Raw genomic sequence first — 24,355 nt, forward strand, 5'->3', positions numbered from 1 at the left:
GAGCTAGAGGAGTCATGTAAAATCAAACGGGTATTGCCTATCAACAAAGCGATTCCCTGCAAGCGGCTGGTTTGACGGGGGCGGGATGGGGCAACCTGAGGTGAAATAAACGCGTGGGAATGACGTCTGGAGGATTTTCCATGAATAAATCAATGTTAGCCGGGGTCGGTATTGGGATTGCGGCGGCTTCAGGCATCGCGGCAGTGGCTGGTCTGGATCTCTTTTCATCCGGCCCGCAATATGCCCAAGTGGTCACGGCTACCCCCATCAATGAAACCATTAAAACCCCGCGTCAACAATGCCGTAATGTTACCGTAACCCATCGTCGGCCGGTACAAGATGAAAACAAAATCGCGGGATCATTGTTGGGCGCGGTGGCGGGCGGGGTACTGGGTCACCAGTTCGGAGGCGGACATGGTAAGGATGTGACGACGGTGGCCGGTGCATTGGCTGGAGGGTACGCCGGTAACCAGGTACAGGGCAGTTTGCAGGACAGAGACACCTATTCCACTAGCCAGCAACGCTGCCAGACGGTTTATGATAAATCGCAAAAACGGATCGGCTATGACGTGACCTACAAAATAGGCAATCAGCAAGGCAAAATTCGCATGGATCACGATCCAGGCACGCAAATTCCCCTGGATAACCAAGGTCGGCTGGAACTGAATACATCGGCATAATCGATTGTCCCAGGTGCTCGATCGGCACCTGGGACGTGTGATGCCCATGATACGCCGCGTGTTGGCGCAGTTTGACTGGCGTCAGGCCGGTAGCCTATGCTGATTAAGCTCCTCTAGCAGATGATGGACATATTTCAAACGCTCAAGGCGATCGGGCAGCGGGGTGATAAATTTCAGCCGCGTGGGCCCGTCCAGACGGAACGTCTGGTAATCCCGCTGCAGCAACCCAATCAGATAGACCGGATCGACGCAGTTCTTCTCGCTAAATTCAATGAAACCCCCTTTCTCATTGCCTTCGATACGCTTAATGCCCAGCCCGCGGGCCTGCTGGCGTAGGACGGCGATTTCCAGCAAGTGTCGTGCCGCATCGGGCAAGAGACCAAAGCGATCGATGAGTTCGACCTTGAGTTCATCAATGTCTCGCGTATCCGCCGCGCTGGCAATACGTTTGTAGAACGACAGCCGGGTGTTCACATCAGGAATATACTCTTCCGGCAGTAGGGCCGGCATGCGTAGCTCGACATCGGTGAGCTGACTGGTTAAATCGTCCAACGAGGGTTCGCGTCCGGATTTGAGCGCCTCTACCGCGCTCTCCAGCAGTTCCATGTACAGTGAAAAACCGATGGTTTGCAACTGGCCGCTTTGGTCTTCGCCCAGCAGTTCGCCTGCGCCGCGAATCTCCAGATCGTGCGTTGCCAGAGCAAAACCGGCGCCTAAATCTTCCAACGAAGCAATAGCCTCCAACCGTTTCAAGGCATCCTTGCTCATGGCTTTAGGTGGTGGCGTCAGCAAATAAGCATAAGCCTGGTGATGGGAGCGTCCCACGCGTCCACGTAGCTGATGAAGCTGGGCCAGTCCGAAGTTGTCGGCACGCTCAATGATAATGGTATTGGCGTTGGCGATATCGATGCCGGTTTCGATGATGGTGGTACACACCAGCACATTAAACCGCTGGTGATGGAAATCGTTCATCACCCGTTCCAAATCCCGCTCGCGCATTTGTCCATGGCCGATGGCAATACGTGCCTCGGGCACCAGTTCTTGCAGGCGCAGGGTGGCCTTTTCGATATTTTCCACGTCATTATAAAGATAATAGACCTGACCGCCGCGCAATACCTCACGCAGGATCGCCTCGCGTATTACCAGGCTGTCATACTCCCGGACAAAGGTTTTTACCGCCAGGCGGCGCGCTGGCGCGGTGGCGATAATCGACAGATCGCGCATGCCGCTCATCGCCATATTCAAGGTGCGCGGAATCGGGGTAGCGGTCAGGGTCAGGATGTCCACGTCGGCGCGCATGGCTTTGATACGTTCCTTATGACGAACCCCAAATCGATGTTCTTCATCGACCACCAACAAGCCTAAATCGCGCCATTTAATATCACTTTGCAACAGCTTATGGGTACCGATCAGGATGTCCACCTTGCCTTCTGCGGTTTGTTCAATCACCTGGGCCTGATCTTTGGCGCTGCGAAAGCGCGAAATCATCTCGATGCGTACCGGCCAGTTGGCAAAGCGGTCGCGGAAATTATCGAAGTGCTGTTGAGCGAGTAGGGTAGTCGGTACCAGCACCGCCACCTGTTTATGATTCTCAATCGCCAGGAACGCGGCGCGCATCGCGACTTCGGTTTTACCGAAGCCCACATCACCACACACCAAGCGGTCCATGGCCAGCGGTTGGCACATGTCGCTGAGCACGGCATTGATCGCCTGTGCCTGATCCGGGGTAGGTTCGAAGGGAAAACCTTCGCAAAACAGTTGGTAATTTTCGCGGTTCTGTCGAAAGGCGAAACCGACCTTGGCGGCGCGCTGGGCATAAATATCCAGCAGTTCGGCCGCAACGTCGCGCACCCGCTCCGCGGCTTTTTGCCGCGCCCGCGACCAGACATCACCCCCAAGCCGATGCAAGGGTGCATTTTCTTCCGCACCACCTGCGTAGCGACTGATTAAATGCAATGAAGATACCGGCACATACAACTTATCGTTGCCGGCATAGGTGAGAATCAGGTATTCAGCCTTGATGCCACCGGCTTCGAGTGTGGTCATTCCGGCGTAACGGCCGACACCGTGCTCCAGATGGACCACCGGCTGGCCGGGATGAAGCTCAGCCAGATTGCGAATCAGCGTATCGGCATTGATGGTTCGGCGATTATCCTGGCGTCGGCGACTGACGCGTTCGCCCAGTAAATCCCCTTCACAGATCAGGGCGCGTTGGCGGTAATGGTCGATAAAACCGCGCTCACTGGCACCGATAATCAAAAAATGGCCAGGGCGGTCGATATCGTCGAGCCGAGCGATCAATTTGGGGTTGAGCTTGATGCGAGCCAGCAGTTCCTGCAGGGTTTCGCGTCGGCCTTCACTTTCCACCGAAAAAATGATGCTGCCGTCGAATGCTTCGCAAAACTGGCGCAACTTATCCATGGGCGCTTTATTTTGCGCGTCGACCGCCAAATCCGGCAGCGGTTGATACTCCATATTCACGTTAGCGGCTTTGTCGGCCAGTTTTTCGCCGATCAACTGCACGCGTGGCCAGTTTTTCAGTTCATTGAACAATCCGTCCACGCGTAGCCATAACGTTTCGGGTGCCACCAGTGGCCGCATGGGGTCTACTCGTCGATTCTCGTAACGCTGGCTGGCGTCATGCCAGAACCGTTCGGCGCCAGCGGCCAGATCGCCGGTATTGATCAATAAGGTGTTGGCTGGCAAGTAACTAAACAAGGCGGGCAGCGGTTCGCTAAAGAATAGCGGTTGCCAGTATTCGATGCCGGCGGGTAGCATTCCTTTGCTGACCTGCTGGTAGATATGCTCCCCGTCGCGCCTGACGTCGAACTGTTCACGCCACTGGCTGCGGAACAATTCAATGGCGGTTTTGTCGGTGGGGAACTCATGGGCCGGCAGCAGATTAATGTGTTCCACTTCGTGTAAAGTACGTTGGGTATCCACATCAAAGATGCGTAGGCTATCGATTTCATCATCGAAGAAATCAATGCGATAGGGTTCTTCGCTGCCCATGGGGTACAGATCGAGCAGGGCGCCACGGGTAGCAAACTCGCCGTGTTCCATGACCTGATCGACGCTACGATAGCCGGCTTGTTCCAACTGGGTGCGCAGCTTGTCCCGCGACAGGCGCTGCCCTTTTTTCATCAACAGCGCGTGGCCATGAAGGAAGGAATGTGGGCATACCCGTTGCATCAGGGTATTAATTGGCAGGATAATAATCCCGCGTTCTGATGACGGCAGCCGGTAGAGCGTCGATAGCCGATCGGAAATGATCTCCTGATGGGGAGAAAAATTGTCGTAAGGCAATGTTTCCCAGTCGGGCAAGGTAATGACCGGATGGCGCGTGAACTGCCGGATTTCGTCGTGCAGGCGCAGTGCATTTTGCATGTCGGGCGCGACCAGCATTACCGGGCCGGGGTAGCGTTCGACAATAGCGGCGCATTCCACGGCGCAGGCGGCGCCGGTGAGTTGGCCCAATAAACGCTGCTCACCGGGCTTAGTGGGTAAGGTATATCGATAATGTTCGGACATAAACAGTGGTTAGATCTCTTCTCTTGCGGCCTGGGGCCAATACGCGATGGCCTGCGGCAAAACGGTCATGCAGTAAGCATGATGGCTCATGTTCGGCGGCCTAACAAGAATAAAAGCCGGTTCTAGAGGTGGTTAGTGGTTCCATAATAGGGTACGACCCTTTATTATCCTTGATCACTTTGCTTTGGCAACCGCATCAAAACGGAATTCAATGTATCAACCTGTCGCATTATATATCGGCCTGCGTTACATGCGTGGGCGGGCATCAGACCGATTCGGGCGCTTTGTCTCCTGGTTATCCTCCATCGGCATCACGCTGGGCGTTATGGCCCTGGTCACCGTCTTATCGGTGATGAACGGCTTTGAGCGTGAGCTGGAAGGCAATATCTTGGGCGTCATGCCCCAGGCGTTAATCACCACACCCAGCGGTTCACTGGATCCTAAACGCATTCCGTCCTCGGCGCTAGAAGGACTTAAGGGTGTTAGCCGAATCGTGCCGTTAACCACCGCTGATGTGGTACTGCAAAGCGCGCGCAGCGTAGCGGTGGGCGTGATGCTGGGTGTGAATCCTGATGATCCTGAACCCTTGGCACGTTATTTGGTTAATGTGCGTTTGGATCAGTTGCAACCGGGCGGTTATCAGGTGATCCTCGGCGAGCAGTTGGCCAGCCAACTCGGCGTGAAACGCGGCGACCAGGTGCGTTTGATGGTGCCGGGTGCCAGCCAGTTTACCCCGATGGGGCGCATCCCCAGTCAGCGATTGTTCACCGTGGTGGGCACCTTTGCCGCCAATAGTGAAGTGGACGAATACGAATTGCTGACCAACCAACAGGATGCTTCGCGCCTGATGCGTTATCCGCTCGGCAATATTACCGGCTGGCGCCTGTGGCTGAAAAATCCACTAGACGTTGAATCGGTTAGCCGCCAAACGTTACCCGCCGGGACCGAATGGAAAGACTGGCGTGAACGTAAAGGTGAGCTGTTCCAGGCGGTACGGATGGAAAAAAACATGATGGGATTGCTGCTTAGCCTGATTGTCGCGGTGGCGGCGTTTAATATCATTACTTCGCTAGGCCTGCTGGTGATGGAAAAACAGGCCGAAGTGGCCATCTTACAAACGCTGGGGCTGACCCGCCGTCAGGTGATGCTGGTATTTATGGTGCAGGGTGCCGGTGCCGGTGTTATTGGCGCGTTGCTGGGTACCGGCCTGGGCCTGTTGCTAGCCAGCCAACTGAATAATTTGATGCCGGTGATTGGCTCGTTCCTCGATGGTGCCCAGTTGCCAATTGATATCGAACCGCTACAGGTGGTCACCATTGCTCTATTGGCGATGGTGGTGGCGTTGTTATCCACGCTGTATCCTTCCTGGCGCGCGGCCGCCGCACACCCCGCTGAGGCTTTACGTTATGAATAATGCTCCTTTGTTGCAATGTAACAATCTGAGTAAGCGTTACCAAGAAGGCAAACTCTTCACCGACGTACTGCGTGACGTCACCTTTTCCATGCAGCCGGGCGAAATGATGGCGATTGTCGGCAGCTCCGGTTCCGGTAAAAGCACCTTACTGCACCTGTTGGGGGGGCTGGATGCACCCACTTCCGGAGAGGTGATTTTCGAAGGCCAGCCGCTTAACAGCCTCTCTTCTCAGGCACGTGCAGAAATTCGCAATCGTCGTTTGGGTTTTATCTATCAATTTCACCATTTGCTGCCGGATTTCAGCGCGATGGAAAATGTTGCCATGCCGCTTCTGATCGGCGGCACCACGCCACAGCAGGCCAAAGCTAGCGCCAGCGAGATGTTGGCGGCGGTGGGGCTGGAGAAACGCGGCCATCATCGTCCTTCGGAGCTCTCAGGCGGTGAACGCCAGCGGGTCGCCATTGCACGGGCATTGGTCAATCACCCCGCCCTGGTATTGGCTGACGAGCCAACCGGTAACCTGGATCAGCGTACCGCCGACAGTATTTTTGAGCTACTCGGTGAACTGAATATGCGTCAGGGCACGGCGTTTCTGGTGGTGACGCATGATTTGCACTTGGCGCGGCGCCTGAATCGTCAGTTGGAAATGCGAGACGGCCAGTTGCAACCAGACGCCGATCTGTCGGGAGTCCGTGGATGAGAGGTATACCACTGGCGTTACAGATTGCACTGCGCTTTAGCCGTGGCCGGCGCAGCGGTGGTATGGTTTCGCTGATTTCGATTATTTCCACCGTGGGTATTGCTCTGGGCGTGGCGGTGCTGATTATCGGTCTGAGCGCCATGAACGGGTTTGAACGCGAGTTGAACCATCGTATTCTGGCGGTGGTGCCCCACGGGGAGATTGAACCGGTGAACCCGCCGTTTACCGGTTGGCCGGCCATTTTGGCCCGAGTGGAAAAAGTACCCGGTATCGAGGCGGCCGCACCTTACCTGAATTTCACGGGTCTGGTGGAACGTGGCGCGAAGCTAAAAGCTATCCAGGTGCGCGGGGTCAATCCACAGCAGGAGTCGCATTTAAGTGCGCTGCCTTCGTATGTGCAGAATAATGCGTGGCAGAATTTTTCCGCCGGCAAACAACAGATTATTATCGGCCAGGGTGTCGCGGTAGCCCTTGGTGTTAAACAGGGGGACTGGTTAACCATCATGATCCCCAACAGCGATCCCGAGATGAAGTTGCTGCAGCCTAAGCGTATCAGGCTGCAGGTCAGCGGTATTTTGGCACTCAACGGTCAATTGGATCACAGTTTCGCCATGGTGCCGCTGGCCGATGCGCAGCAATATTTGGACCGCGGGCATGACATCAGCGGCATTGCCATTAAAATGGCGGATCCTTTTGCTGCCAATAAGTTGGTGCGTGACGCGGGAGAGGTGACGCAATCGTATGTCTACATCCGTAGCTGGATCAACACCTATGGTTATATGTACCGGGATATCCAAATGATCCGGGCTATTATGTATCTGGCCATGGTGCTGGTGATTGGTGTAGCCTGCTTTAATATTGTTTCCACTCTGGTCATGGCGGTGAAGGATAAAAGTACCGATATCGCCATATTGCGCACCCTGGGTGCTAAAGACCGGCTAACCCGTGCTATTTTTATTTGGTATGGCCTGCTGGCCGGTTTAACGGGCAGTGTCAGCGGCGTGGTGGTTGGCGTGGCGGCGGCGCTGAATTTGACGTCATTGGTTAAGGGCATTGAACACCTGCTCGGGCATAATCTGCTTTCCGGTGATATTTACCCCATCGATTTTTTGCCTACCGAGCTGCATTGGCTGGACGTGGCGATTGTATTAGGTACGGCGTTATTGCTGAGTTTGTTGGCCAGTTGGTATCCGGCCAGACGTGCAAGCCGTATCGACCCGGCGCGGGTTCTAAGTGGTCAATAAGTCGGTTTTGCCAGGTTTTAAGGAATCAGTAGCATGCGTATACATCGCCGGTTAATGCAGTTTCGTAAAAGTAAACGATTAAGGCAACAGCGTTTGCGTTCACGTATTTTTCATCGTGACACCATGGCGGTAACCAAAATGAAAAAACCTTTTGTAGTGGTCTTAACCGGAGCGGGTGTTTCCGCTGAGTCCGGTATTCGTACCTTCCGTGCGGCAGATGGTCTGTGGGAGGAACATCGGGTTGAAGACGTCGCCACGCCCGAAGGCTTCCAGCGCGATCCGCAACTGGTACAGGCTTTTTATAATGCTCGACGTCGCCAGTTGCAGCAGCCAGAGATCAAACCCAACGCCGCCCATCTGGCGTTGGCAGAGCTAGAACAGGTGTTGGGCGATCACTTTTTGTTGGTGACGCAAAATATTGATAATTTGCACGAGCGTGCTGGCAGTCGACGCGTTATCCACATGCACGGCGAGTTGCTTAAGGTGCGCTGTGTCAACAGTGGTCAGGTGTTCGAATGGACTGAAGACGTGACCGAACACGATCGTTGCCATTGCTGTCAGTTTCCCGCCGTGCTGCGACCACACGTGGTCTGGTTTGGCGAGATGCCTCTGGGCATGGATGATATCTACACGGCTATTGGTCATGCTGATTATTTCCTGTCTATCGGTACCTCCGGGCATGTTTATCCTGCAGCGGGTTTTGTACACGAAGCGTGCTTGAGCGGTGCCCGAACGGTGGAACTCAATCTGGAGCCCAGCCATGTGCAAAGCCAGTTCGAGGAGCATATTTACGGCCCGGCTAGCGTTTGTGTACCGAAGTATGTGGATCAGTTTATTGAGGCGTTAGCCGCACAGCGAGGGTAACGGGGGGAGTTTCGCTTGCCTCGATGGGGGGATCCATGGGGCATGGGGGTATTTACTGGCAGATGATTTGCTGCTCGAGCCAATACGTCGGCGGTAATGGTGATCCCTACGCCTACAGGTGGTGGGATCATGCGCATCGAACTCGCACCGACACCGATCACTAAGGGCCCAATTCCATTTGAATTCCACTGGTTAGGTCTGCTCTGGTCTGGTTGGTTCGGTTGGTTCGGCGCCGGGTTAGCATTGATGCCAAATTGTGGTCTAAACATTTATATCTCCTTTAATTAAATATTCCGTTAAATAAGTTTGGATTTTATAGCTACCTGCATTACACTTTCTTGAAATAAAATACGATCGCCACCATTGCCACAATAATGCTGGCGGATAATATCACTATGATTCCATTGAGTGGAATAGTTATCGATTGTGCAATAAAATCATAATTTTCAATCACTATTTCGATAAAGAACAATAAAAAACTGACACAAAAAACATTAATAAACACTATGGGAGTTTTCTTTTCAGTTACATTTTTATAGTAAAAATGCAATGCTACCATTACTGGCAATACATAAAAAAACGTCATACAAAATCTTCATAAAATGGTTATAACCAAACATATATATTTCAATGGTCCATGTCAATGGTAAATTTAATACGTTTTATCCAACAATGCTTTCAACTATAATTTCTATTATTAATAATAATGTTTTTGGTTATAACCAAAGGACTTATTATTTTTGGCTGGTGTATATGTTACGCAAAATGCCTGCGCCTAATACCGCGCCACTTTTGCTCGCACATGTCCGTTACTGGGTAATCAAATATCCGTATTTGAGGCCATTTATGCCGGCGTTGGCGAATACAGCGACTTAAAGGCTCTTTGACGGGCACATGATTGAGCCGCTACGTGAGGCGTTTTGTTCCGCGTGTGAAAAGTGTGAATGTGAAATTATTGAGATGGACGGTGAATGCGACCCTGTACACCTGCTGATTGCCTACCCGCCGACGCGGGCTGTAAGCATGATGGTGAATAGTGTAAAGTCGGTTTAGTCGCGTCTGCTTCGTCAGCAAAATACGCATTTGCGGATGCAGTTCACATTGGGCGAGGGTTTACGGCGGATCTCGCTGAGGCAATCTTGCTTTTTTTTCGGTCAAAACAGTGAAAAATGACCTGACACAATATTTGGATAATCATCGCTACCCATAATGGGCGCTAGTGATGCGACAGGCGGAAAAAATGGATAAATTACTCGATCGTTTTCTGAATTATGTCTCCTTTGATACCCAATCGAAACCAGGGGTTAAGCAGGTACCCAGTACCGAAGGACAGTGGAAACTGGCGCGGGCATTACAAGATGAGCTGACCGCGTTGGGATTTGAACAGGTGACGTTAAGCGATCATGGTTGTTTGATGGCCACGTTGCCTTCTAATGTCGCCTGGGCGGTGCCAACCATTGGTTTTATTTCCCATATGGACACTGCGCCGGATTTTTCCGGCAAACATATCCATCCGCAAATCGTGGAAAATTATCGTGGCGGCGATATTGCCTTGGGCAACGGTGATGAAATTCTATCGCCGGTCATGTTCCCGGTGTTGCACCAGTTGTTGGGGCACACGCTGATAACCACCGACGGTAAAAGCCTGCTAGGCGCCGATGATAAGGCCGGTATTGCGGAAATAATCACGGCGATGGTGCGGATCAAACATCAGCAACTGCCCCATGGTGACATCCGCATCGCTTTTACGCCGGACGAAGAAGTTGGCAAAGGCGCGCAGTTTTTTGATGTTGAACGTTTTGGCGCCGAATGGGCCTACACAATGGACGGTGGCGGTATCGGTGAATTGGAATATGAAAATTTCAATGCTGCCTCGGTACTGGTAAAAATCGTCGGCAATAATGTCCATCCTGGTTCTGCCAAGGGTGTTATGGTTAATGCATTGACCCTCGCCACACGGTTTCATCAATTAATGCCGGTTAACGAAACGCCGGAAACCACCGAGGGTTACCAGGGTTTTTATCATTTGAACACCATGAAGGGCAGTGTCGATCGGGCGGAAATGCACTATATTGTGCGCGATTTTGATCGTCTTAATTTTGAAGCACGTAAGCAGTTTATGATTAGCGCCGCCGAAACATTGGGCAAAGGACTTCACCCGGATTGCTATATTGAATTGTCCATTGAGGACAGTTATTACAATATGCATGAGCAGGTTGCCAAATATCCGCATATTATTGAGCTGGCCCAACAGGCTGTGCGCGACTGTGGGGTAGAGCCGGTGATGAAACCGATACGTGGGGGGACCGATGGCGCTCATCTGTCATTCCGTGGTTTACCTTGTCCGAATCTGTTTACCGGCGGATATAACTATCACGGCAAACATGAATTTGCCTCTCAGGACGGTATGGAAAAAGCGGTACAGGTGATTATGCGTATCAGTGAGCTGACCGCGTTGCGTTCGAAGGCAACATCACATTAGGGGCGCTCGTCCAGATTGAGCTATCAAGGTAAACAACGCGAAAATGGGTGTCTTTTCGCGTTGTTTAGCCGTGCTAAAATGGATAAAAATTAGTTTTTAAAATACCAGTAACCGTTATTGATAAGCGAAGTCAGTAGCGCCAGGAACGACGCATCGTCCAATGCCTCGCCAAGCTGCACGGCATCGATAACGTTAGCGCTGGCGAGGGTCGCGACCGCTTGTTGGTGCTCAGTCACCAACCGTTCCCCATTGGCGTAACATTCCGCGCCGATTTTGACCACTCGCAGCCCACCTAGCCGTTGCAGTTTGTCGCCCTGACGGAGCAAATCATAAATTTCACCAGCTTGATAGGGCGGTTCTGGTGGCGCCAGATCCAGTTCATGGCGGGATTGGGAAATAAATTCACCAAACCAATGATTAAACTGTTCCGGTTGCTGTACTAAATCGAGCATCATATTACGTAACCCGTCGATCTCCCCCGGCAGGATTTCAGCTGGATCGGGCCGCAAGGTGACGTCCGGATCGCTATAGCGCATGCCGCCCAATTCCTGGGCCAATACATAATCGGCAAAACCGCTTACCAATTCCCGGCCGTTTGGTGCCCGGAAACCAACCGAATAGTTAAGGGCGTTTTCCAATGAATAGCCTTCATGAGGGAATCCGGGTGGGATATACAGCATATCGCCAGGCTCCATTTCCTCATCAATAATGGCGTTGAATGGTTCCACCTGCAGCAAATCGGGATGAGGACAAAGCTGTTTGAGTATTTTTTTATCACCGACGCGCCAGTGACGCCGTCCCGAGCCCTGAATGATAAAAACATCATATTGATCGAGATGGGGGCCGACACCACCACCGGGTACGGAAAAAGAAATCATTAAATCATCAATGCGCCAATCGGGCAGTTGCCGGAACGGGCGCATCAGCGCGGCGGATGGTTCGTGCCAATGGTCCACTGCCTGTACCAGCAAAGACCAGTTATTTTCGCCCAGGTGGTCGAAACTCTCGAACGGTCCGTGGCTGACTTGCCAGCGCCCCTCATCGTGACTGACCAGGCGGCTATCCACTTCGGTTTCCATTGCCAGCCCGGCCAGTTCATCCGGTGACAGCGGATCGATAAAATCTTTGAATGCGCGTTTGATGATTACCGGTCGTTTTTGCCAGTAACGCTGTAAAAAATCATTCCAGTCAAGATCGAGTTGATATTCCATAGCCTTTTCCACGTAAGGGACCTTGACTGGATTATAACGGAAGCGGAGGCATGGCGGAGGGGAATTTATCTGACAGGCTGCAAAATAACGAGATGAAATTTTCTGATTCGACCGTTAATTATCGAAATATATTACTCTTGACTCTAATGAAAGTTAATCATCATCCTGATAACCTTGCTGACGTTTAAATACCACTTCAACTAATGCGCCGCCCAGGGCGCTATCGCCAACAATGATCTCGCCATCGTACTGCTCCAGAATTTCTGCCGCCACTGACAGCCCCAGTCCTTGTCCGGGACGCAACGTATCCGCCCGTTGTCCACGTTGAAAAATCAGGGTGCGCTTGGACGCAGGAATACCCGGACCGTCGTCCTCAATAAGCAGATGCAGCTCTTTTTCGCTGGCGCGCGCGCTGACTTCGACAAATTCCAGGCAGTATTTACAGGCGTTATCGAGAATATTGCCCATGACTTCCATAAAATCGTTTTTTTCGCCAATAAAGGTTAATTCGGGGGAAAGGTCCAATGAAATAGAAACACCTTTGCGTTGGTAGACCTTGTTAAGCGCTGAACACAGACTGTCGAGTTGTGCGGGAACAGAATGCAGTTCGCGGCTGAGCACATTATGATCGGAATGTACGGTAGCGCGATGCAGGTAATAACCAATCTGCTGGGAAATCCGGCTGATTTGTTCGAGCATGATCGGCTCGATTTGTTCGATATTGGTATCCTTGCCGGTACGCAGCGACCTGAGGGTGGTTTGCAGTACCGCCAGAGGGGTTTTCAGACTATGAGTCAGATCGGCCAGTGTGGAGCGGTATTTTTGGTAGCGCTGACGTTCGTTATTGAGCAGAATATTCAGGTTACGTACCAGTATCCCCAGTTCGCGAGGCGGATTTTCATCCAGGCGCTCTCTTTCACCCCCTTCCAGCTCCCGTACCTGTTGGACTAAATCCTTGATGGGCCGCAAGCTCCAGTGTGCCGCCAGCCAAAGCAGCGGCACCACCAGCAGAAGGTTGGCCAACAAGACATAGCTGAACCACTCCCACACTAAATCTGTGCGCTGTAGCTCGTGGGGAATGGTATCCACCACCACGATGGTCAGTGGTGGCAGACGATCGGTGGCCGGGTAGAGATTGACGGCCACCGAGTGGGTGAGGGCGCTGCTGTCGCTGCTGTCGAAATCCTTCAACCGACTTTGCGCGCTGGGGTTGTCCCCTAGCACGGCGCTGCTGGTACGGGTATCGGTATCCATTTCGAAGTAGCCGGTCTTTTGCAGCCACTCCGGTTTTAGCCTGGACTCTAGCGCCGGCACATACCGCTGCCGCCAAAGAATGCGCCCCTGGTCGTCATAAATCAGCACCAGAGCGGCAAAATTGATGTCAATGTTGGGGGGAACCGCAATGGTCAGTCGATGGTCCTTCCACTGGGCCAGACTGAAAAAAAGATTGCTCTCGCCACGTAACAGACGAAATGACGTTTTATCAAAACTGACGCTGTAGCCGATGACTGCCACCATGCCATAGCAGAGGGATAGCGCCAGGACCACGCAGGCGGTAGCCAGCAGAAATCTGACGCGAAGCGAAAAGGGCTTTTTATGATATAAAAAAGAATAAGCCATAAAACTTAATTAACATCAAAACGATAGCCCTGCCCACGAACCGTTGTAATCACTTCAGCCGGATAATCGACCTGCATTTTTTTGCGCAAACGCCCCATCAATACATCGATAGTATGGCTCTCACGCAGTTCTGCGTCGGGGTAGAGTTGCAGCATTAACGAATCTTTGCTGACAACTTTACCGGTATTGCGGATCAACGTCTCGATAATCGTATACTCAAACGCCGTCAGTTTAATATGTTCATTGTTGATCATGAGCTCACGCCGCGAGAGGTCAATTTGGAACGGCGGCAGTGTAATGACCTGCGATGCCAACCCGCTGTTACGGCGCATCAGTGCCTGCATTCTCGCCACCACTTCTTCAAGATGAAAAGGTTTGGTGACGTAATCGTCTGCGCCGGCTTCCAGCACGGTGACCTTATCCTGCCAGCCCTCGCGTGCCGTGAGCACCAGAATGGGAATTCTAACCTGGTGGCTCCGCCACCGACGGATCAGGCTTAAGCCGTCTTCGTCGGGTAACCCAAGATCAACAATGGCAATATCTGCCGGATGCTCATGTAAGAAATAATCAGCCTCTTTGGCGTCGGCGGCGGCATCGACCTGATGACCCATTTCGCGCATTTGTACTGTCAGGTGATGACGAAGAAGAGAATTATCTTCTATAACCAGAACTCGCATCGCAACTCCTAAGTTAAAGCATCAGTACGAGCCGAAACTACTCGTCCTAGTAAACCTGTAAAAGCAATCCCCTGCTGATGGGCGTCTTTTGGGAGAGTATCCCAGAGAAAGACTAAACTTATCTTAAACAGAGCTTTAACCGGAGTCGTCTAGGGGAAACCGGTCGTCAGGTGTTAATTATTTCAGTTCATCCACCATGGTCGTAGCCCGACCAATGTAATTTGCCGGTGTTAAGGTCTTAAGCCGGGTTTTTTCGTCCTCGGGTAACGGTAAACTGTCGATGAAAGCCTGTATGCCGGCCGCGTCAACGCGTTTACCACGAGTGAGCTCCTTAAGTTTTTCATAAGGTTTTTCAATCCCATAGCGGCGCATTACGGTCTGGATCGGTTCCGCCAGTACTTCCCAGTTCTGATCCAACTCCGCCAGCAACCGGTCGGCGTTGACTTCAAGTTTACTGACGCCTTTTAGTGTCGACTGATAGGCAATTAAGGCGTATCCAATGCCAACACCCAAATTACGCAATACGGTAGAATCGGTCAGATCCCGTTGCCAACGGGAAATGGGCAGTTTTGCCGCCAGATGGCCCATTATAGCGTTAGCCATACCGAGATTGCCTTCTGAATTTTCAAAATCGATCGGATTAACCTTATGGGGCATGGTGGATGAGCCAATCTCGCCGGCGACGGTGCGCTGTTTGAAATGGTTCAGCGCGATATATCCCCAAACGTCACGGTCAAAATCAATGAGGATAGTATTGAACCGCGCCATGCAATCAAACAGTTCGGCAATATAATCATGAGGTTCTATTTGTGTAGTATAGGGATTCCAGCGAACACCCAGCGAAGTCACAAACTCTTCGCTGAACTGATGCCAATCCACCGCCGGATACGCGACAATGTGGGCATTGTAGTTGCCCACGGCACCGTTAATTTTCCCCATGATCTCTACCTGCGAAAGCTGCAGATATTGACGTTCCATACGGTAGGCTACGTTAGCCATTTCTTTGCCCACCGTGGAAGGCGTGGCGGGTTGGCCGTGGGTACGTGACAGCAATGGAATGTCGCGGTAAAGCCGGGCCAGTGCCTTGATGCCATCAATGATTTGCCGCCAATAAGGCAGGATCACGTCCTGGCGTGCGGTTTGCAACATCAGCGCATGGGAGAGATTGTTAATATCTTCGGATGTGCAGGCGAAGTGGATAAATTCGGAAACTGCATGCAACGTCGGCTGTGTCGCGACTTTTTCCTTAAGGAAATATTCCACCGCCTTCACGTCATGATTGGTGGTGCGTTCGATGGTTTTAATCCGTGCGGCATCCTGCTCGCTGAAATTGGCGACGATCTCATCGAGGTAACCGTTTGCGTTGCTATCAAAGGCTGGAACTTCGGTGATCCCTGCGCAAGCAGCCAGTTTTTGCAGCCAGCGCACTTCCACCTGGACGCGGTATTTCAGTAAACCGTATTCACTGAAAATTGCGCGCAAGGCGCTGACTTTGTCGCCATAGCGGCCGTCAACAGGGGAAACGGCGGTCAGTGAGGATAATTCCATCAGTTGCAACTCCTGGGATAAATTTCAACATAGTGCAAGAATGTGCTGTGCTTGCTTCATTAGGCGATTGCGGCCGAACATCAATTGTAAACGGCCCCCGCCCACCTGCTGCCAAAGCACGGCGGAACGAATACCGGCCAGTAGCGCGGCGCGTACTTTGGCCTGTATCTGGATGTTTTGTAGCATGGACGGATTGCCGGTCACCTGAATGCGCGGGCCCAAGGGGCTGATGACGTCGACATAAATGGCGGCCATTGCACTAAAAAGGGTGTCGGACATGAGCTCAAAATGGGCCAACTGTCGCTGCAATTGATCTACGCGCTTACCCAGTTCATCGAGTGCCGAGGTGCTGGCATTCAGCTTACGTTCCAGGACCATCAGGCTCAGCGTGTAACGGGTCAGTTCGGCTCCGGGACCTTGGCGCGCGGCATTAAGCATACCCAATAGCCCCTCAAGGCCTAACTTCACGTTGACCGCCTGATTACCGTATACTGCAAGCGTCGAGGGAGGGTTAAGATCAAGCACACTGCGTAATGACACCTCAAGCAGCGTATCGTCGCATCCTCCCTTATTCGCCAGTTGCTGAACCAATGCAGCGCTTTGACAAATGCCGGCCAAAGCCAGCGTAATATCATAATAATTCTTAGCCAAGATGACTCCTGTACACGTCCCTGATATGTCATGAGGCATAACGATACGCCAGCGGCATGCGCGCTCTTGCCCCTCTCCGGTGTTCATGGACGTCGACATGATAATTGCCGATCATGCCACAAAATGGCGGGTAAACCCAGATCAGGACACCGGCGGTGTGACGTTAGGTGGCGTGATGCATTGTCCGGTGGTCGCCAAGGCGTTCCGCCGGGGTTACGTTACCCCACTAACGGCAGGCGGGTTTCAATCACGCCGCCGCCCAGGCAGAGTTCATCACGGTAAAATACTGCCGATTGACCAGGCGTTACTGCGGCGACCGGCTGATCGAACAGTACCCTGATGGTGCCAGCCTCCATGGGCTCAACCAGGCAGGGAATGTCCCCTTGGCGATAACGGGTTTTTACCACACAGCGCAGCGGAGCATCCAAGGGCAGGCGATCCACCCAGTTTAGCTGCCCGGCAATCAGCCCCACCGACATCAGGCGCGGATGTTCATGACCTTGAGCGACGACCAGCACGTTGTCGGCAACCAATTTGTCCACCACGTACCAAGGCTCTTCGCTACCTTCTTTTGTGCCGCCGATGCCAAGTCCCTTACGTTGTCCCAGAGTATGGTACATCAATCCTTGATGCTCGCCGACAGGTTGGCCGTCGACGGTGACAATCGGGCCGGGTTGCGCGGGCAGATAGCGGCTCAGGAACTCATTAAACCGGCGCTCACCGATAAAACAGATGCCGGTAGAGTCTTTTTTGGCGGCGGTCACCAACCCCAGTTCGGCGGCAATGCGACGCACTTCCGGCTTGGCCAGTTCACCCACCGGGAACAGACAACGGGCTAATTGCTCATGGCCAAGGGTATATAAGAAATAGCTCTGGTCCTTGTTATCATCCAGTCCACGTAGCAGACGGCTCTTGCCCATCAGATCTTGCCTGCGCACATAATGGCCAGTGGCGATAAAGTCGGCGCCAAGATCCTCGGCGGCGAACTCAAGGAACGCTTTGAACTTAATTTCTTTATTGCACAGCACGTCAGGATTGGGCGTGCGGCCGGCTTTATATTCCGCCAGAAACAGTTCAAACACATTGTCCCAATATTCGGCGGCGAAATTCACTGTATGCAGTGGAATGGCCAGTTTATCGCAAACGGCTTGGGCATCGGCTAAATCACTGGCTGCGGTGCAATACTCCTCATTGTCGTCCTCCTCCCAATTTTTCATAAACAGCCCCTCCACCTGATAGCCCTGACACTGCAGCAAATAGGCAGAAACGGAGGAATCGACGCCGCCGGACATACCGACGATCACTTTACATTGACTGTTTTCTGACATGGGGGTTCTCACCAACGGGGTAATACACAATATGATATAAGGCGGCGGATTTTACCACGATCGACCCCAGCCGCGCCACCGCCCCATGGCAGTGGCAAGCGCGGTTCCGTGCTAAAACGGGCACTGAAAGGCATTAATGACCTCAAGGGGATAGCGTTGACCCTGCTGGTAGCAGAGTATGCTCTGCGTTACCAACGGTGAGCGCAGTTGATCCGATGCCAAAATGTCATTCGCCGTAAGCCAGAGGCAGCGATCAATATCGTCGTCCTGGGGAATGGCGGTGATACGGGCGGGCAAATCGATAACAAATAAAAAACGTAGAAACGGCGTTTTGTCAGGCGCAACCCATTGATGTACACGCAGTAGGGCTTGGGGTTGTGCGTGAATGCCGGTCTCTTCCCACAGTTCACGTTGCGCGGCCTGGATAACCGTTTCATCTGCTTCCAGATGACCCGCCGGCTGGTTCCAACGTGGATTACCGTGAATAGTTTCTTCGACGATAAGAAAATGGTTTTCCGCCTGGACAACACAGGCGACGGTAACATGCGGCTTAAACATGCGCGCTCCTTAACGCTAAACAATGCGGTAGATACCCGGCGGCGGGTATCAGTTCTCGCTTAAATCTGGACTTCGCGCCACTCTCCCGGTGCGAGATCCTCTAACGTGTGCTCCGCCATTTGGTAACGAATCAATCGTAGCGTCGGGTGGCCAATGTGTGCGGTCATACGCCTGACCTGACGATTCCTGCCTTCATAAAGCGTAATTTTTAGCCAACAGGTAGGGATGGATTTGCGTTCCCTGATTGGCGGAATGCGCTCCCAAAGCCAGCGGGGTTCCTTAACCCGTTGGGCACCGGCGGGTAACGTCGGACCGTCGTTTAAGGTGATGCCGGTGCGTAATGATTTCAACGCGACGTCCGTCGGTTCACCTTCCACCTGTACATAATAGATTTTAGCGGTTTTTTCGCCGGGTTGCGTTAAGCGGGTCTTTAATTTGGCGTCGTTGGTCAGGATAATCAGTCCTTCACTATCCCGGTCAAGCCGCCCGGCGGCATAAATATCCGGAATGGGGATATAGTGCTTGAGCGTTAAGCGGCCAGCATCGTCGGTAAACTGCGGCAATACATCGTACGGCTTGTTGAAAAGAATGACCCGACGCGGTCCCCGCATGGGAGCAGGTGGGCGGCGAGGGCTAAAGCGTGCAAGGCTGAGATTTTTAATAAGAGACTCGTCAAGGTAGATGCTACTGTTATCATTCATAACATTATACAGCAAGTCAGGGAATGTCGGGCCAGGATTTTTAGCGCCAGTGACGCAGCAATAGCATGGTAGTCATTTTTTCTGCTGATTTTTTTTGGTGCTGCGCTGGGCAACACCCACGAGGGTACATATCGGTTAATATAGGTAATGTTTCTTGGATTTATGTATAGAAAAATAAGCCAAAACGAGTAAGCAGTGTCTATTTATTATGATTATTGTAATCGCGTTGATGATGGAATTAATCAGCGGTTTTTAACCAAGAAATAATCTAATTACATTCAAGCGATTAGGCTGTCAAAAAAAAGAAAACCTGTGTATTTTGTCTGCGTTGTTATTTATGATGTATCTAGCCCGGCGATGAAAGTAAAACAAAGTTACAATGGTAGCGTGGTGAATGTTTTTATTTTGATATACTGTTTTAAACATATCAACCAGCAAAACATATTAATCCACAAGAGGAATGCAATATGAAGATAATACCTTATATAGTAGCGTCGGTAATCGCAGGTGTTTCATTTAGTAGCCTGGCAGCATCTCGGGAAATTGATCAACAGCAAGCGTTGGCGCATCAAAGCATCGGCGTAGTGTCGGTTTACGATATTTCAGGGCCATTAGACCATGCGGACCATGTGTTAGAGAAAAAAGCGAATGCAGATCATGCCCCGTACTATCGAGTCATTGGGCTTAGCAGTTCGGGTGATTCTGGTAATTATTCCGGTGAGGCGCAGCTTTATCGATGATGACCAAGGATATATCACCGAAGCGGGGGTAAACGGTAACCCGCAATCCCCCCTATCCGGGTGCCATTTATCCGTGTTGTGGCACTCGGTTTTCGTTAAAAATTCAGGCGTTAATCTTATCCCTGCGCCTCATGCCCTTGGGCTTTTAATCCTGATTCGAGAATTTTAAGCTGCGGGAATTCCTTTTCGGTAAAAAGAATGTTTTGAGTAGGAATTGCCAGTTTGATATCCATTTTTTCCAGTTCTTCCATCAACCTGATATTTATCTCCTGCTGAATATCCATATATTGATTATAATCAGCGCTGGCGACGATATGCACCACTTCAAAAGTGAGGCGATAATTATCGAAAGACAAAAAATGTGCCCGGTCAAAACTGGTTTCTTTTACTTCCTCGATGATGCTTTTGAGCATTGGACCTACGTTGCGCAGTTTCTCCGGTGGCGTTGAATAGGCCAGGCCAAAGGTAAATACAATCCGGCGGGTCTGCATACGCTTATAGTTATGAATGGTTTGCTGGAGCAAAATAGCATTAGCACACACAATCTGCTCACCGCTCAGGCTACGGATACGGGTGGTCTTTAAACCGATATGCTCAATGGTGCCGGCAATGTCGTTAAATACCACAAAATCGCCAATGACAAAGGGTTTATCAAAACCAATCGCCAGTGAGGCGAACACATCGCTAAGCACAGTTTGTATTGCTAAGGCGATGGCGATACCACCGACGCCGAGACTGGCCACCAATGCGGTGATATTGACCCCGATATTGCCAAGTATCGACAGTAACATCAGTGCCCATATCAGCAACCGTATCATGACACCGAGAATGACCATGGTAACGGTATTACGCACGGCTCCCGGTTGGTTGATCATATGATGTGACCAGATATTCAGGGCGCTATCCAGCCAAAGGGCAATTTGTATTGCAAAGAGCAGAAACCAACCGTGATCAATTGCGCTTTGCCAAGAAATGGACAACTCAATGAAATGTAGGCTAACAAGAAATGCGGTGAAAAAAATCAATATCCTTTTGGTATTATCCAGCATTCCCACTGCCATTTTATACAGGGCACTGTGTTTTCCCGCGCTCCAGTTTTTGAGCCGTTGCCCCGTGAACATAATGACTTTGGTGATGACCAAATATAATATGATGGTGGTTGCGAAAATGATGGCAATATTTAGCCAAAAATCGCCGGAGGTGATAAGCCGGAAAAGGTCTAAATTCCTTAGCGTCTCCATTCAGTGACTCCCAAGTATGATGTGCAAATATGAGGAATATAATTATTTATATTGCTAGTAAAGGTGGCACAGAATTCCCGAGGCGGCAACTTTACCGCTAAACGGTCTTCTTTCCTGTTGTCGATGCTTTTTCTGCTCTGTGGATGAGAGGGACAACGGCGATTACGCTTGGCGACCAACATGTGATTCCGTTGGCGACGAAGGACGACCATGGCGTTGAGAAGGGCACGCGATTCGTCAGGCAGTGCACGGATATTACGGTTGGCGTGTCCGGTTGAAAACCAAGAAGTCGAACCGAGAACGTCAGAAACAGCCTGAAATAGCGCTAATATGACGTGATTTCGGCGTTCGCCTGACGCCAAGTTGATGCATAGTTTAACCTTACCTCGCGTGATGGTCACATCAAGGCATGCAAGCCTTGATAGCCGACATACAGCCCGACCAAAACAATCAACGAGCCCGAAAAATACGGAGCTTTTCTGGCAAATTCACCAAAGCCGCCCCAGCGCTTGGAAACGTGCTTCACACTCAGGGCTGCCAACGCACCAGAGGCGACCATCGTGAGCGCCAAACCGATACTAAAACACAGCACAAGGGTGGCCCCAAGGGCGATTTTTTTTAGTTGCAGGCACAACAGTAGCACCGTGATCGAAGCCGGGCATGGAATCAGGCCGCCCGTCAGACCGAACATGATGATCTGGCCGGTTGTGACTTCCCGATTGGCAAAACGGTGGCGAATGTCATTAGCATGAGCCTGCGCATGCGGGTCTTGATAGCCTGGTTCCGATACGTCCAGTCCTTCATATTCCTTGATGGCGTGGTGATGGTCGTCATGCTCAACGAACTCAACGTCATAGTCGTGGCTGTGATGCTCATGGCCCAAGCGCAGACGGGCTACAAACTCGTGCGGCTCAGGAATTTCCTGCGTGGACTCCACAAAGCCATCGCGCTGGATGAAGGTGAATACCTGACTGCTACCATCCGGTCTTTCCGTTTCGATCCGTACTACATCTGCGGTCCAGATGTGTCCGTGTTTGCTTTCACTAAATAGACGAAAGCGAGGCGGAACGCCATTCTCGAACACGTCAAGGCGCACAACACCGTGACCCGTGTCGATGTGCTTAGCCTGATCATTGTGGTGACCGATGTCATGACTGTGCTCGTGAAAACCAGCGCGTTGCTGCCGCCAGGTGCGCCAGATCATCCATAGCGCCACGCCAATGATGAGCACCGCCGAGACTACTTGGAAATAGGGTTCGGTCGCTACAGCGTTCCAGTTGCTGCCGAAGTACAAACCTGCCATGGCGACGGCCCACACGACCGCAGTGTGGGAAAGGGTCGCGGACAGCCCCAGCAAAATTGCCTGCGTCATCGTGCCGCGAATGGCAACGATGAATGCCGCCATCATGGTCTTGGAGTGGCCGGGTTCAAGGCCGTGCAGAGCACCTAGCAGGATCGCACTGGGTATGAATAGCCAGGCATTGCCTTGCTGCATTAGAGTGGAAAACTCAGTCAAAGGAACGCGCCTCTTTTATAAATATTTGGTGATGGCTTTGAACTCGTGAATGGTTTCGTCCGTGCTTTGCGTACCTTCACGCACGGCATGTTCAAGGCAATGGTCGATGTGGTCATGAATCAAGGTTTTCTTGGCGTTGCCAACGGCGCTTTCGACCGCTTGAAGTTGTTGGGCAATGTCCAGACATCCGCGCCCCGCTTCCAGCATGGTGATGATGCTTTTGAGGTGGCCTTCGGCTCGCTTGAGCCGCTTAACGATGTCGGGGTGTGATGTGTGTGTTGTCATTGAGTAATATCCTATCCTAGGGGATAGGATATTACAGCAAGAAAGAAATTGTTGCCACTCAGCCAAGACCAGAGCACGTCTTAACGTGCTTTATTTAATGAGATGGTCACTCCCTCCTTCACAGCAGTATGCTGAGAGCAGGCTTAAGAATGATGGTTTCCTTGCCGGTGGGCTTAGGCTCCGGGTTCGCTCGTGCTAGATGAATCCCGCAAAATCTGACAACACTAAGTTTACGCCATCTTCCAGATATAAGGGGATGCGGTAATGCGCAGCATCGAACAACGTTTCTTGTGTTGAATGGGCATCATCAAAGGGTAATCGAAAATTAACATTCATATCTTTTGCGAATTATATAACTGATGTATGGTTATATAATTCAAGGTTTTTTGGTCTCACCATTATGCGCATTCCACTGCTATTACATGTCGATATTCCATCCACGTTGCGTGTGGGATTTGAACAGGCGGGTTTTAGCCTGGTGACTATGCTGCGAGAGAACGATCGAAGCCCGATCCTGCCCGCAGGTGGGGCTCCGGGCGTTAAGGCGGTACTGACCATTGGTTCCATTGGGCTCAATGCGTCTGAGATTGCGGCACTGCCCGATCTGCGGGTTATTTGCTGCCAAGGGGCGGGCTATGAAAAAGTCGACCTCAAGGCGGCACAGGCGCGGGGGATTCAGGTGACCAATGGTGCTGGGACTAACGATACGAGCGTTGCTGACCATGCCATGGCTTTGCTGGCATCGATAGCGCGTAATATCACCAATTTGGATCGAGGGGTGCGGCACGGTATCTGGCAACAAGCACGGGTAACGCGCCCCCAACTCACCGGCAAGCGGGTCGGCATAGTGGGCCTGGGCAATATCGGACAGAAAATTGCCCAGCGTTGTGCTTTGGGGTTCTCGATGACGGTGGCTTATCATAATCGCCATGTTCGGCAAGAGTGTGATTGGCTTTATTGCGCCAGCGTGAGCGAACTGGCGCAGTGGGCGGACTTTCTCATCGTCTGTACGCCCGGTGGGGCTGGAACCCGGCATATGATCGACCGCCAGGTATTGGCGGCGTTGGGGCCAGAGGGTTTTTTGGTCAACGTGGCCCGTGGCAGCGTTGTGGATACCGGCGCGTTGATCGAGAGTTTGCAGCGCCGCACGATCGCCGGCGCTGCACTGGATGTGCTTGAGGATGAACCTCTGGTGCCTGCCGGGTTACTGGGTTTGGACAATATTATTATCACCCCGCACGTAGGGGCGCGATCACCCGAGGCGCAGACGGCGATGTTCGCTTTGGTGTTGGAAAATCTGACCCGCTGTTTTGCTGGTCGACCATTATTGACGCCGGTAGCTGAATTGCCGGCGTGATCCTCAG

The 24,355-nt window shown here is 51.9% G+C and carries 20 protein-coding genes and 2 pseudogenes; 9 read left to right on the forward strand and 13 right to left on the reverse strand.

Annotation, left to right across the window (positions count from 1 at the left end):
• Window positions 1-140 precede the first annotated feature (140 nt).
• Window positions 141-680, forward strand: a complete 540-nt coding sequence (locus SJI19_RS15860; protein WP_323479239.1) for a glycine zipper 2TM domain-containing protein — start codon at window positions 141-143, stop codon at window positions 678-680.
• Between the two features lie 81 nt (window positions 681-761).
• Here SJI19_RS15860 and mfd read toward each other — a convergent pair whose 3' ends face one another.
• Window positions 762-4,211: a transcription-repair coupling factor gene (mfd, locus tag SJI19_RS15865; protein WP_323479240.1), complete on the reverse strand. Its 3,450-nt coding sequence runs from the start codon at window positions 4,209-4,211 to the stop codon at window positions 762-764.
• Between the two features lie 211 nt (window positions 4,212-4,422).
• Between mfd and lolC the strand changes: the two genes are divergently transcribed.
• The 6 genes and pseudogenes from lolC (at window position 4,423) to pepT (ending at window position 10,915) form a co-directional block, all read left to right on the forward strand.
• A complete protein-coding gene (gene lolC, locus SJI19_RS15870; RefSeq protein ID WP_323479241.1) occupies window positions 4,423-5,625 on the forward strand; it encodes a lipoprotein-releasing ABC transporter permease subunit LolC in 1,203 nt (400 codons plus the stop codon).
• A complete protein-coding gene (lolD, locus tag SJI19_RS15875; RefSeq protein ID WP_323479242.1) occupies window positions 5,618-6,325 on the forward strand; it encodes a lipoprotein-releasing ABC transporter ATP-binding protein LolD in 708 nt (235 codons plus the stop codon). Before lolC ends, lolD begins: the two co-directional genes overlap by 8 nt.
• Window positions 6,322-7,569 (forward strand): lipoprotein-releasing ABC transporter permease subunit LolE, encoded by a 1,248-nt coding sequence (lolE, locus tag SJI19_RS15880; RefSeq protein ID WP_323479243.1) that lies wholly within the window; start codon window positions 6,322-6,324, stop codon window positions 7,567-7,569. Before lolD ends, lolE begins: the two co-directional genes overlap by 4 nt.
• A 33-nt stretch (window positions 7,570-7,602) precedes the next feature.
• Window positions 7,603-8,433, forward strand: coding sequence for a Sir2 family NAD+-dependent deacetylase (gene cobB, locus SJI19_RS15885; protein WP_323479244.1), 831 nt, complete (start codon window positions 7,603-7,605; stop codon window positions 8,431-8,433).
• Window positions 8,434-9,309: 876 nt separating this feature from the next.
• Window positions 9,310-9,483, forward strand: a pseudogene (locus SJI19_RS15890) (transposase); the annotation flags it as partial.
• A 190-nt stretch (window positions 9,484-9,673) separates the two neighbouring features.
• Window positions 9,674-10,915 (forward strand): peptidase T, encoded by a 1,242-nt coding sequence (pepT, locus tag SJI19_RS15895; RefSeq protein ID WP_323479245.1) that lies wholly within the window; start codon window positions 9,674-9,676, stop codon window positions 10,913-10,915.
• Between the two features lie 89 nt (window positions 10,916-11,004).
• Here pepT and SJI19_RS15900 read toward each other — a convergent pair whose 3' ends face one another.
• The 8 genes from SJI19_RS15900 to rluE all read right to left on the reverse strand — a co-directional run bounded on the left by SJI19_RS15900 (window position 11,005) and on the right by rluE (window position 19,209).
• Window positions 11,005-12,126 carry a cupin domain-containing protein gene (locus SJI19_RS15900; protein ID WP_323479246.1) on the reverse strand — a complete coding sequence of 374 codons (1,122 nt, stop codon included), beginning with the start codon at window positions 12,124-12,126 and terminating at the stop codon, window positions 11,005-11,007.
• A 153-nt stretch (window positions 12,127-12,279) separates the two neighbouring features.
• The gene (gene phoQ, locus SJI19_RS15905) at window positions 12,280-13,746 is read right to left on the reverse strand and encodes a two-component system sensor histidine kinase PhoQ (protein WP_323479247.1); all 1,467 of its coding nucleotides are present in this window, start codon (window positions 13,744-13,746) and stop codon (window positions 12,280-12,282) included.
• Window positions 13,747-13,751: 5 nt separating this feature from the next.
• On the reverse strand, window positions 13,752-14,423 hold the full coding sequence (gene phoP, locus SJI19_RS15910) for a two-component system response regulator PhoP (protein WP_323479248.1): 672 nt from the start codon (window positions 14,421-14,423) through the stop codon (window positions 13,752-13,754).
• Window positions 14,424-14,600: 177 nt separating this feature from the next.
• Window positions 14,601-15,971 (reverse strand): adenylosuccinate lyase, encoded by a 1,371-nt coding sequence (purB, locus tag SJI19_RS15915; RefSeq protein ID WP_323479249.1) that lies wholly within the window; start codon window positions 15,969-15,971, stop codon window positions 14,601-14,603.
• 24 nt (window positions 15,972-15,995) lie between these two features.
• Entirely contained in the window at window positions 15,996-16,622 is a 627-nt protein-coding gene (gene hflD, locus SJI19_RS15920) for a high frequency lysogenization protein HflD (RefSeq protein WP_323479250.1), read from the reverse strand.
• 218 nt (window positions 16,623-16,840) lie between these two features.
• The gene (gene mnmA, locus SJI19_RS15925) at window positions 16,841-17,962 is read right to left on the reverse strand and encodes a tRNA 2-thiouridine(34) synthase MnmA (RefSeq protein ID WP_323479286.1); all 1,122 of its coding nucleotides are present in this window, start codon (window positions 17,960-17,962) and stop codon (window positions 16,841-16,843) included.
• A 99-nt stretch (window positions 17,963-18,061) separates the two neighbouring features.
• A complete protein-coding gene (locus tag SJI19_RS15930) occupies window positions 18,062-18,508 on the reverse strand; it encodes an NUDIX hydrolase (RefSeq protein ID WP_323479251.1) in 447 nt (148 codons plus the stop codon).
• Window positions 18,509-18,567: 59 nt separating this feature from the next.
• Window positions 18,568-19,209, reverse strand: a complete 642-nt coding sequence (gene rluE / locus SJI19_RS15935) for a 23S rRNA pseudouridine(2457) synthase RluE (RefSeq protein WP_323479252.1) — start codon at window positions 19,207-19,209, stop codon at window positions 18,568-18,570.
• Between the two features lie 467 nt (window positions 19,210-19,676).
• On the opposite strand from rluE, the gene SJI19_RS15940 reads away from it, so the two are divergent.
• Entirely contained in the window at window positions 19,677-19,949 is a 273-nt protein-coding gene (locus SJI19_RS15940) for a YdgH/BhsA/McbA-like domain containing protein (protein WP_323479253.1), read from the forward strand.
• A gap of 116 nt (window positions 19,950-20,065) precedes the next feature.
• Here the strand turns inward: SJI19_RS15940 and SJI19_RS15945 are convergent, their stop codons facing one another.
• From SJI19_RS15945 to SJI19_RS15960, 4 genes and pseudogenes are all read right to left on the reverse strand, one after another.
• Window positions 20,066-21,190, reverse strand: a complete 1,125-nt coding sequence (locus tag SJI19_RS15945; RefSeq protein ID WP_323479254.1) for a mechanosensitive ion channel family protein — start codon at window positions 21,188-21,190, stop codon at window positions 20,066-20,068.
• Window positions 21,191-21,306: 116 nt separating this feature from the next.
• Window positions 21,307-21,453 (reverse strand): annotated as a pseudogene (locus SJI19_RS15950) (IS110 family transposase); the annotation flags it as partial.
• A 134-nt stretch (window positions 21,454-21,587) separates the two neighbouring features.
• Complete coding sequence (locus tag SJI19_RS15955; RefSeq protein ID WP_323479255.1) at window positions 21,588-22,706, reverse strand: nickel/cobalt efflux protein RcnA; 1,119 nt, start codon at window positions 22,704-22,706, stop codon at window positions 21,588-21,590.
• Window positions 22,707-22,721: 15 nt separating this feature from the next.
• Window positions 22,722-22,991, reverse strand: a complete 270-nt coding sequence (locus SJI19_RS15960) for a metal-sensing transcriptional repressor (RefSeq protein ID WP_323479256.1) — start codon at window positions 22,989-22,991, stop codon at window positions 22,722-22,724.
• Between the two features lie 400 nt (window positions 22,992-23,391).
• Between SJI19_RS15960 and SJI19_RS15965 the strand changes: the two genes are divergently transcribed.
• On the forward strand, window positions 23,392-24,348 hold the full coding sequence (locus SJI19_RS15965; RefSeq protein ID WP_323479257.1) for a 2-hydroxyacid dehydrogenase: 957 nt from the start codon (window positions 23,392-23,394) through the stop codon (window positions 24,346-24,348).
• The last annotated feature ends 7 nt before the right edge of the window (window positions 24,349-24,355 follow it).

The organism is Acerihabitans sp. TG2, from assembly GCF_035013185.1.
Lineage (GTDB): Bacteria > Pseudomonadota > Gammaproteobacteria > Enterobacterales > Enterobacteriaceae > Acerihabitans.

Excerpts from the sequence above, each read along its gene's own strand:
- SJI19_RS15945 (WP_323479254.1), bottom strand. The coding sequence starts at position 21,190 with ATGGAGACGCTAAGGAATTTAGACCTTTTCCGGCTTATCACCTCCGGC.
- pepT (WP_323479245.1), top strand. The coding sequence starts at position 9,674 with ATGGATAAATTACTCGATCGTTTTCTGAATTATGTCTCCTTTGATACC.
- SJI19_RS15860 (WP_323479239.1), top strand. The coding sequence starts at position 141 with ATGAATAAATCAATGTTAGCCGGGGTCGGTATTGGGATTGCGGCGGCT.
- purB (WP_323479249.1), bottom strand. The coding sequence starts at position 15,971 with ATGGAATTATCCTCACTGACCGCCGTTTCCCCTGTTGACGGCCGCTAT.
- cobB (WP_323479244.1), top strand. The coding sequence starts at position 7,603 with ATGCGTATACATCGCCGGTTAATGCAGTTTCGTAAAAGTAAACGATTA.
- rluE (WP_323479252.1), bottom strand. The coding sequence starts at position 19,209 with ATGAATGATAACAGTAGCATCTACCTTGACGAGTCTCTTATTAAAAAT.
- SJI19_RS15900 (WP_323479246.1), bottom strand. The coding sequence starts at position 12,126 with ATGGAATATCAACTCGATCTTGACTGGAATGATTTTTTACAGCGTTAC.
- lolE (WP_323479243.1), top strand. The coding sequence starts at position 6,322 with ATGAGAGGTATACCACTGGCGTTACAGATTGCACTGCGCTTTAGCCGT.
- lolC (WP_323479241.1), top strand. The coding sequence starts at position 4,423 with ATGTATCAACCTGTCGCATTATATATCGGCCTGCGTTACATGCGTGGG.
- SJI19_RS15965 (WP_323479257.1), top strand. The coding sequence starts at position 23,392 with ATGCGCATTCCACTGCTATTACATGTCGATATTCCATCCACGTTGCGT.
- phoQ (WP_323479247.1), bottom strand. The coding sequence starts at position 13,746 with ATGGCTTATTCTTTTTTATATCATAAAAAGCCCTTTTCGCTTCGCGTC.
- mfd (WP_323479240.1), bottom strand. The coding sequence starts at position 4,211 with ATGTCCGAACATTATCGATATACCTTACCCACTAAGCCCGGTGAGCAG.
- SJI19_RS15960 (WP_323479256.1), bottom strand. The coding sequence starts at position 22,991 with ATGACAACACACACATCACACCCCGACATCGTTAAGCGGCTCAAGCGA.
- SJI19_RS15930 (WP_323479251.1), bottom strand. The coding sequence starts at position 18,508 with ATGTTTAAGCCGCATGTTACCGTCGCCTGTGTTGTCCAGGCGGAAAAC.
- SJI19_RS15940 (WP_323479253.1), top strand. The coding sequence starts at position 19,677 with ATGAAGATAATACCTTATATAGTAGCGTCGGTAATCGCAGGTGTTTCA.
- phoP (WP_323479248.1), bottom strand. The coding sequence starts at position 14,423 with ATGCGAGTTCTGGTTATAGAAGATAATTCTCTTCTTCGTCATCACCTG.
- lolD (WP_323479242.1), top strand. The coding sequence starts at position 5,618 with ATGAATAATGCTCCTTTGTTGCAATGTAACAATCTGAGTAAGCGTTAC.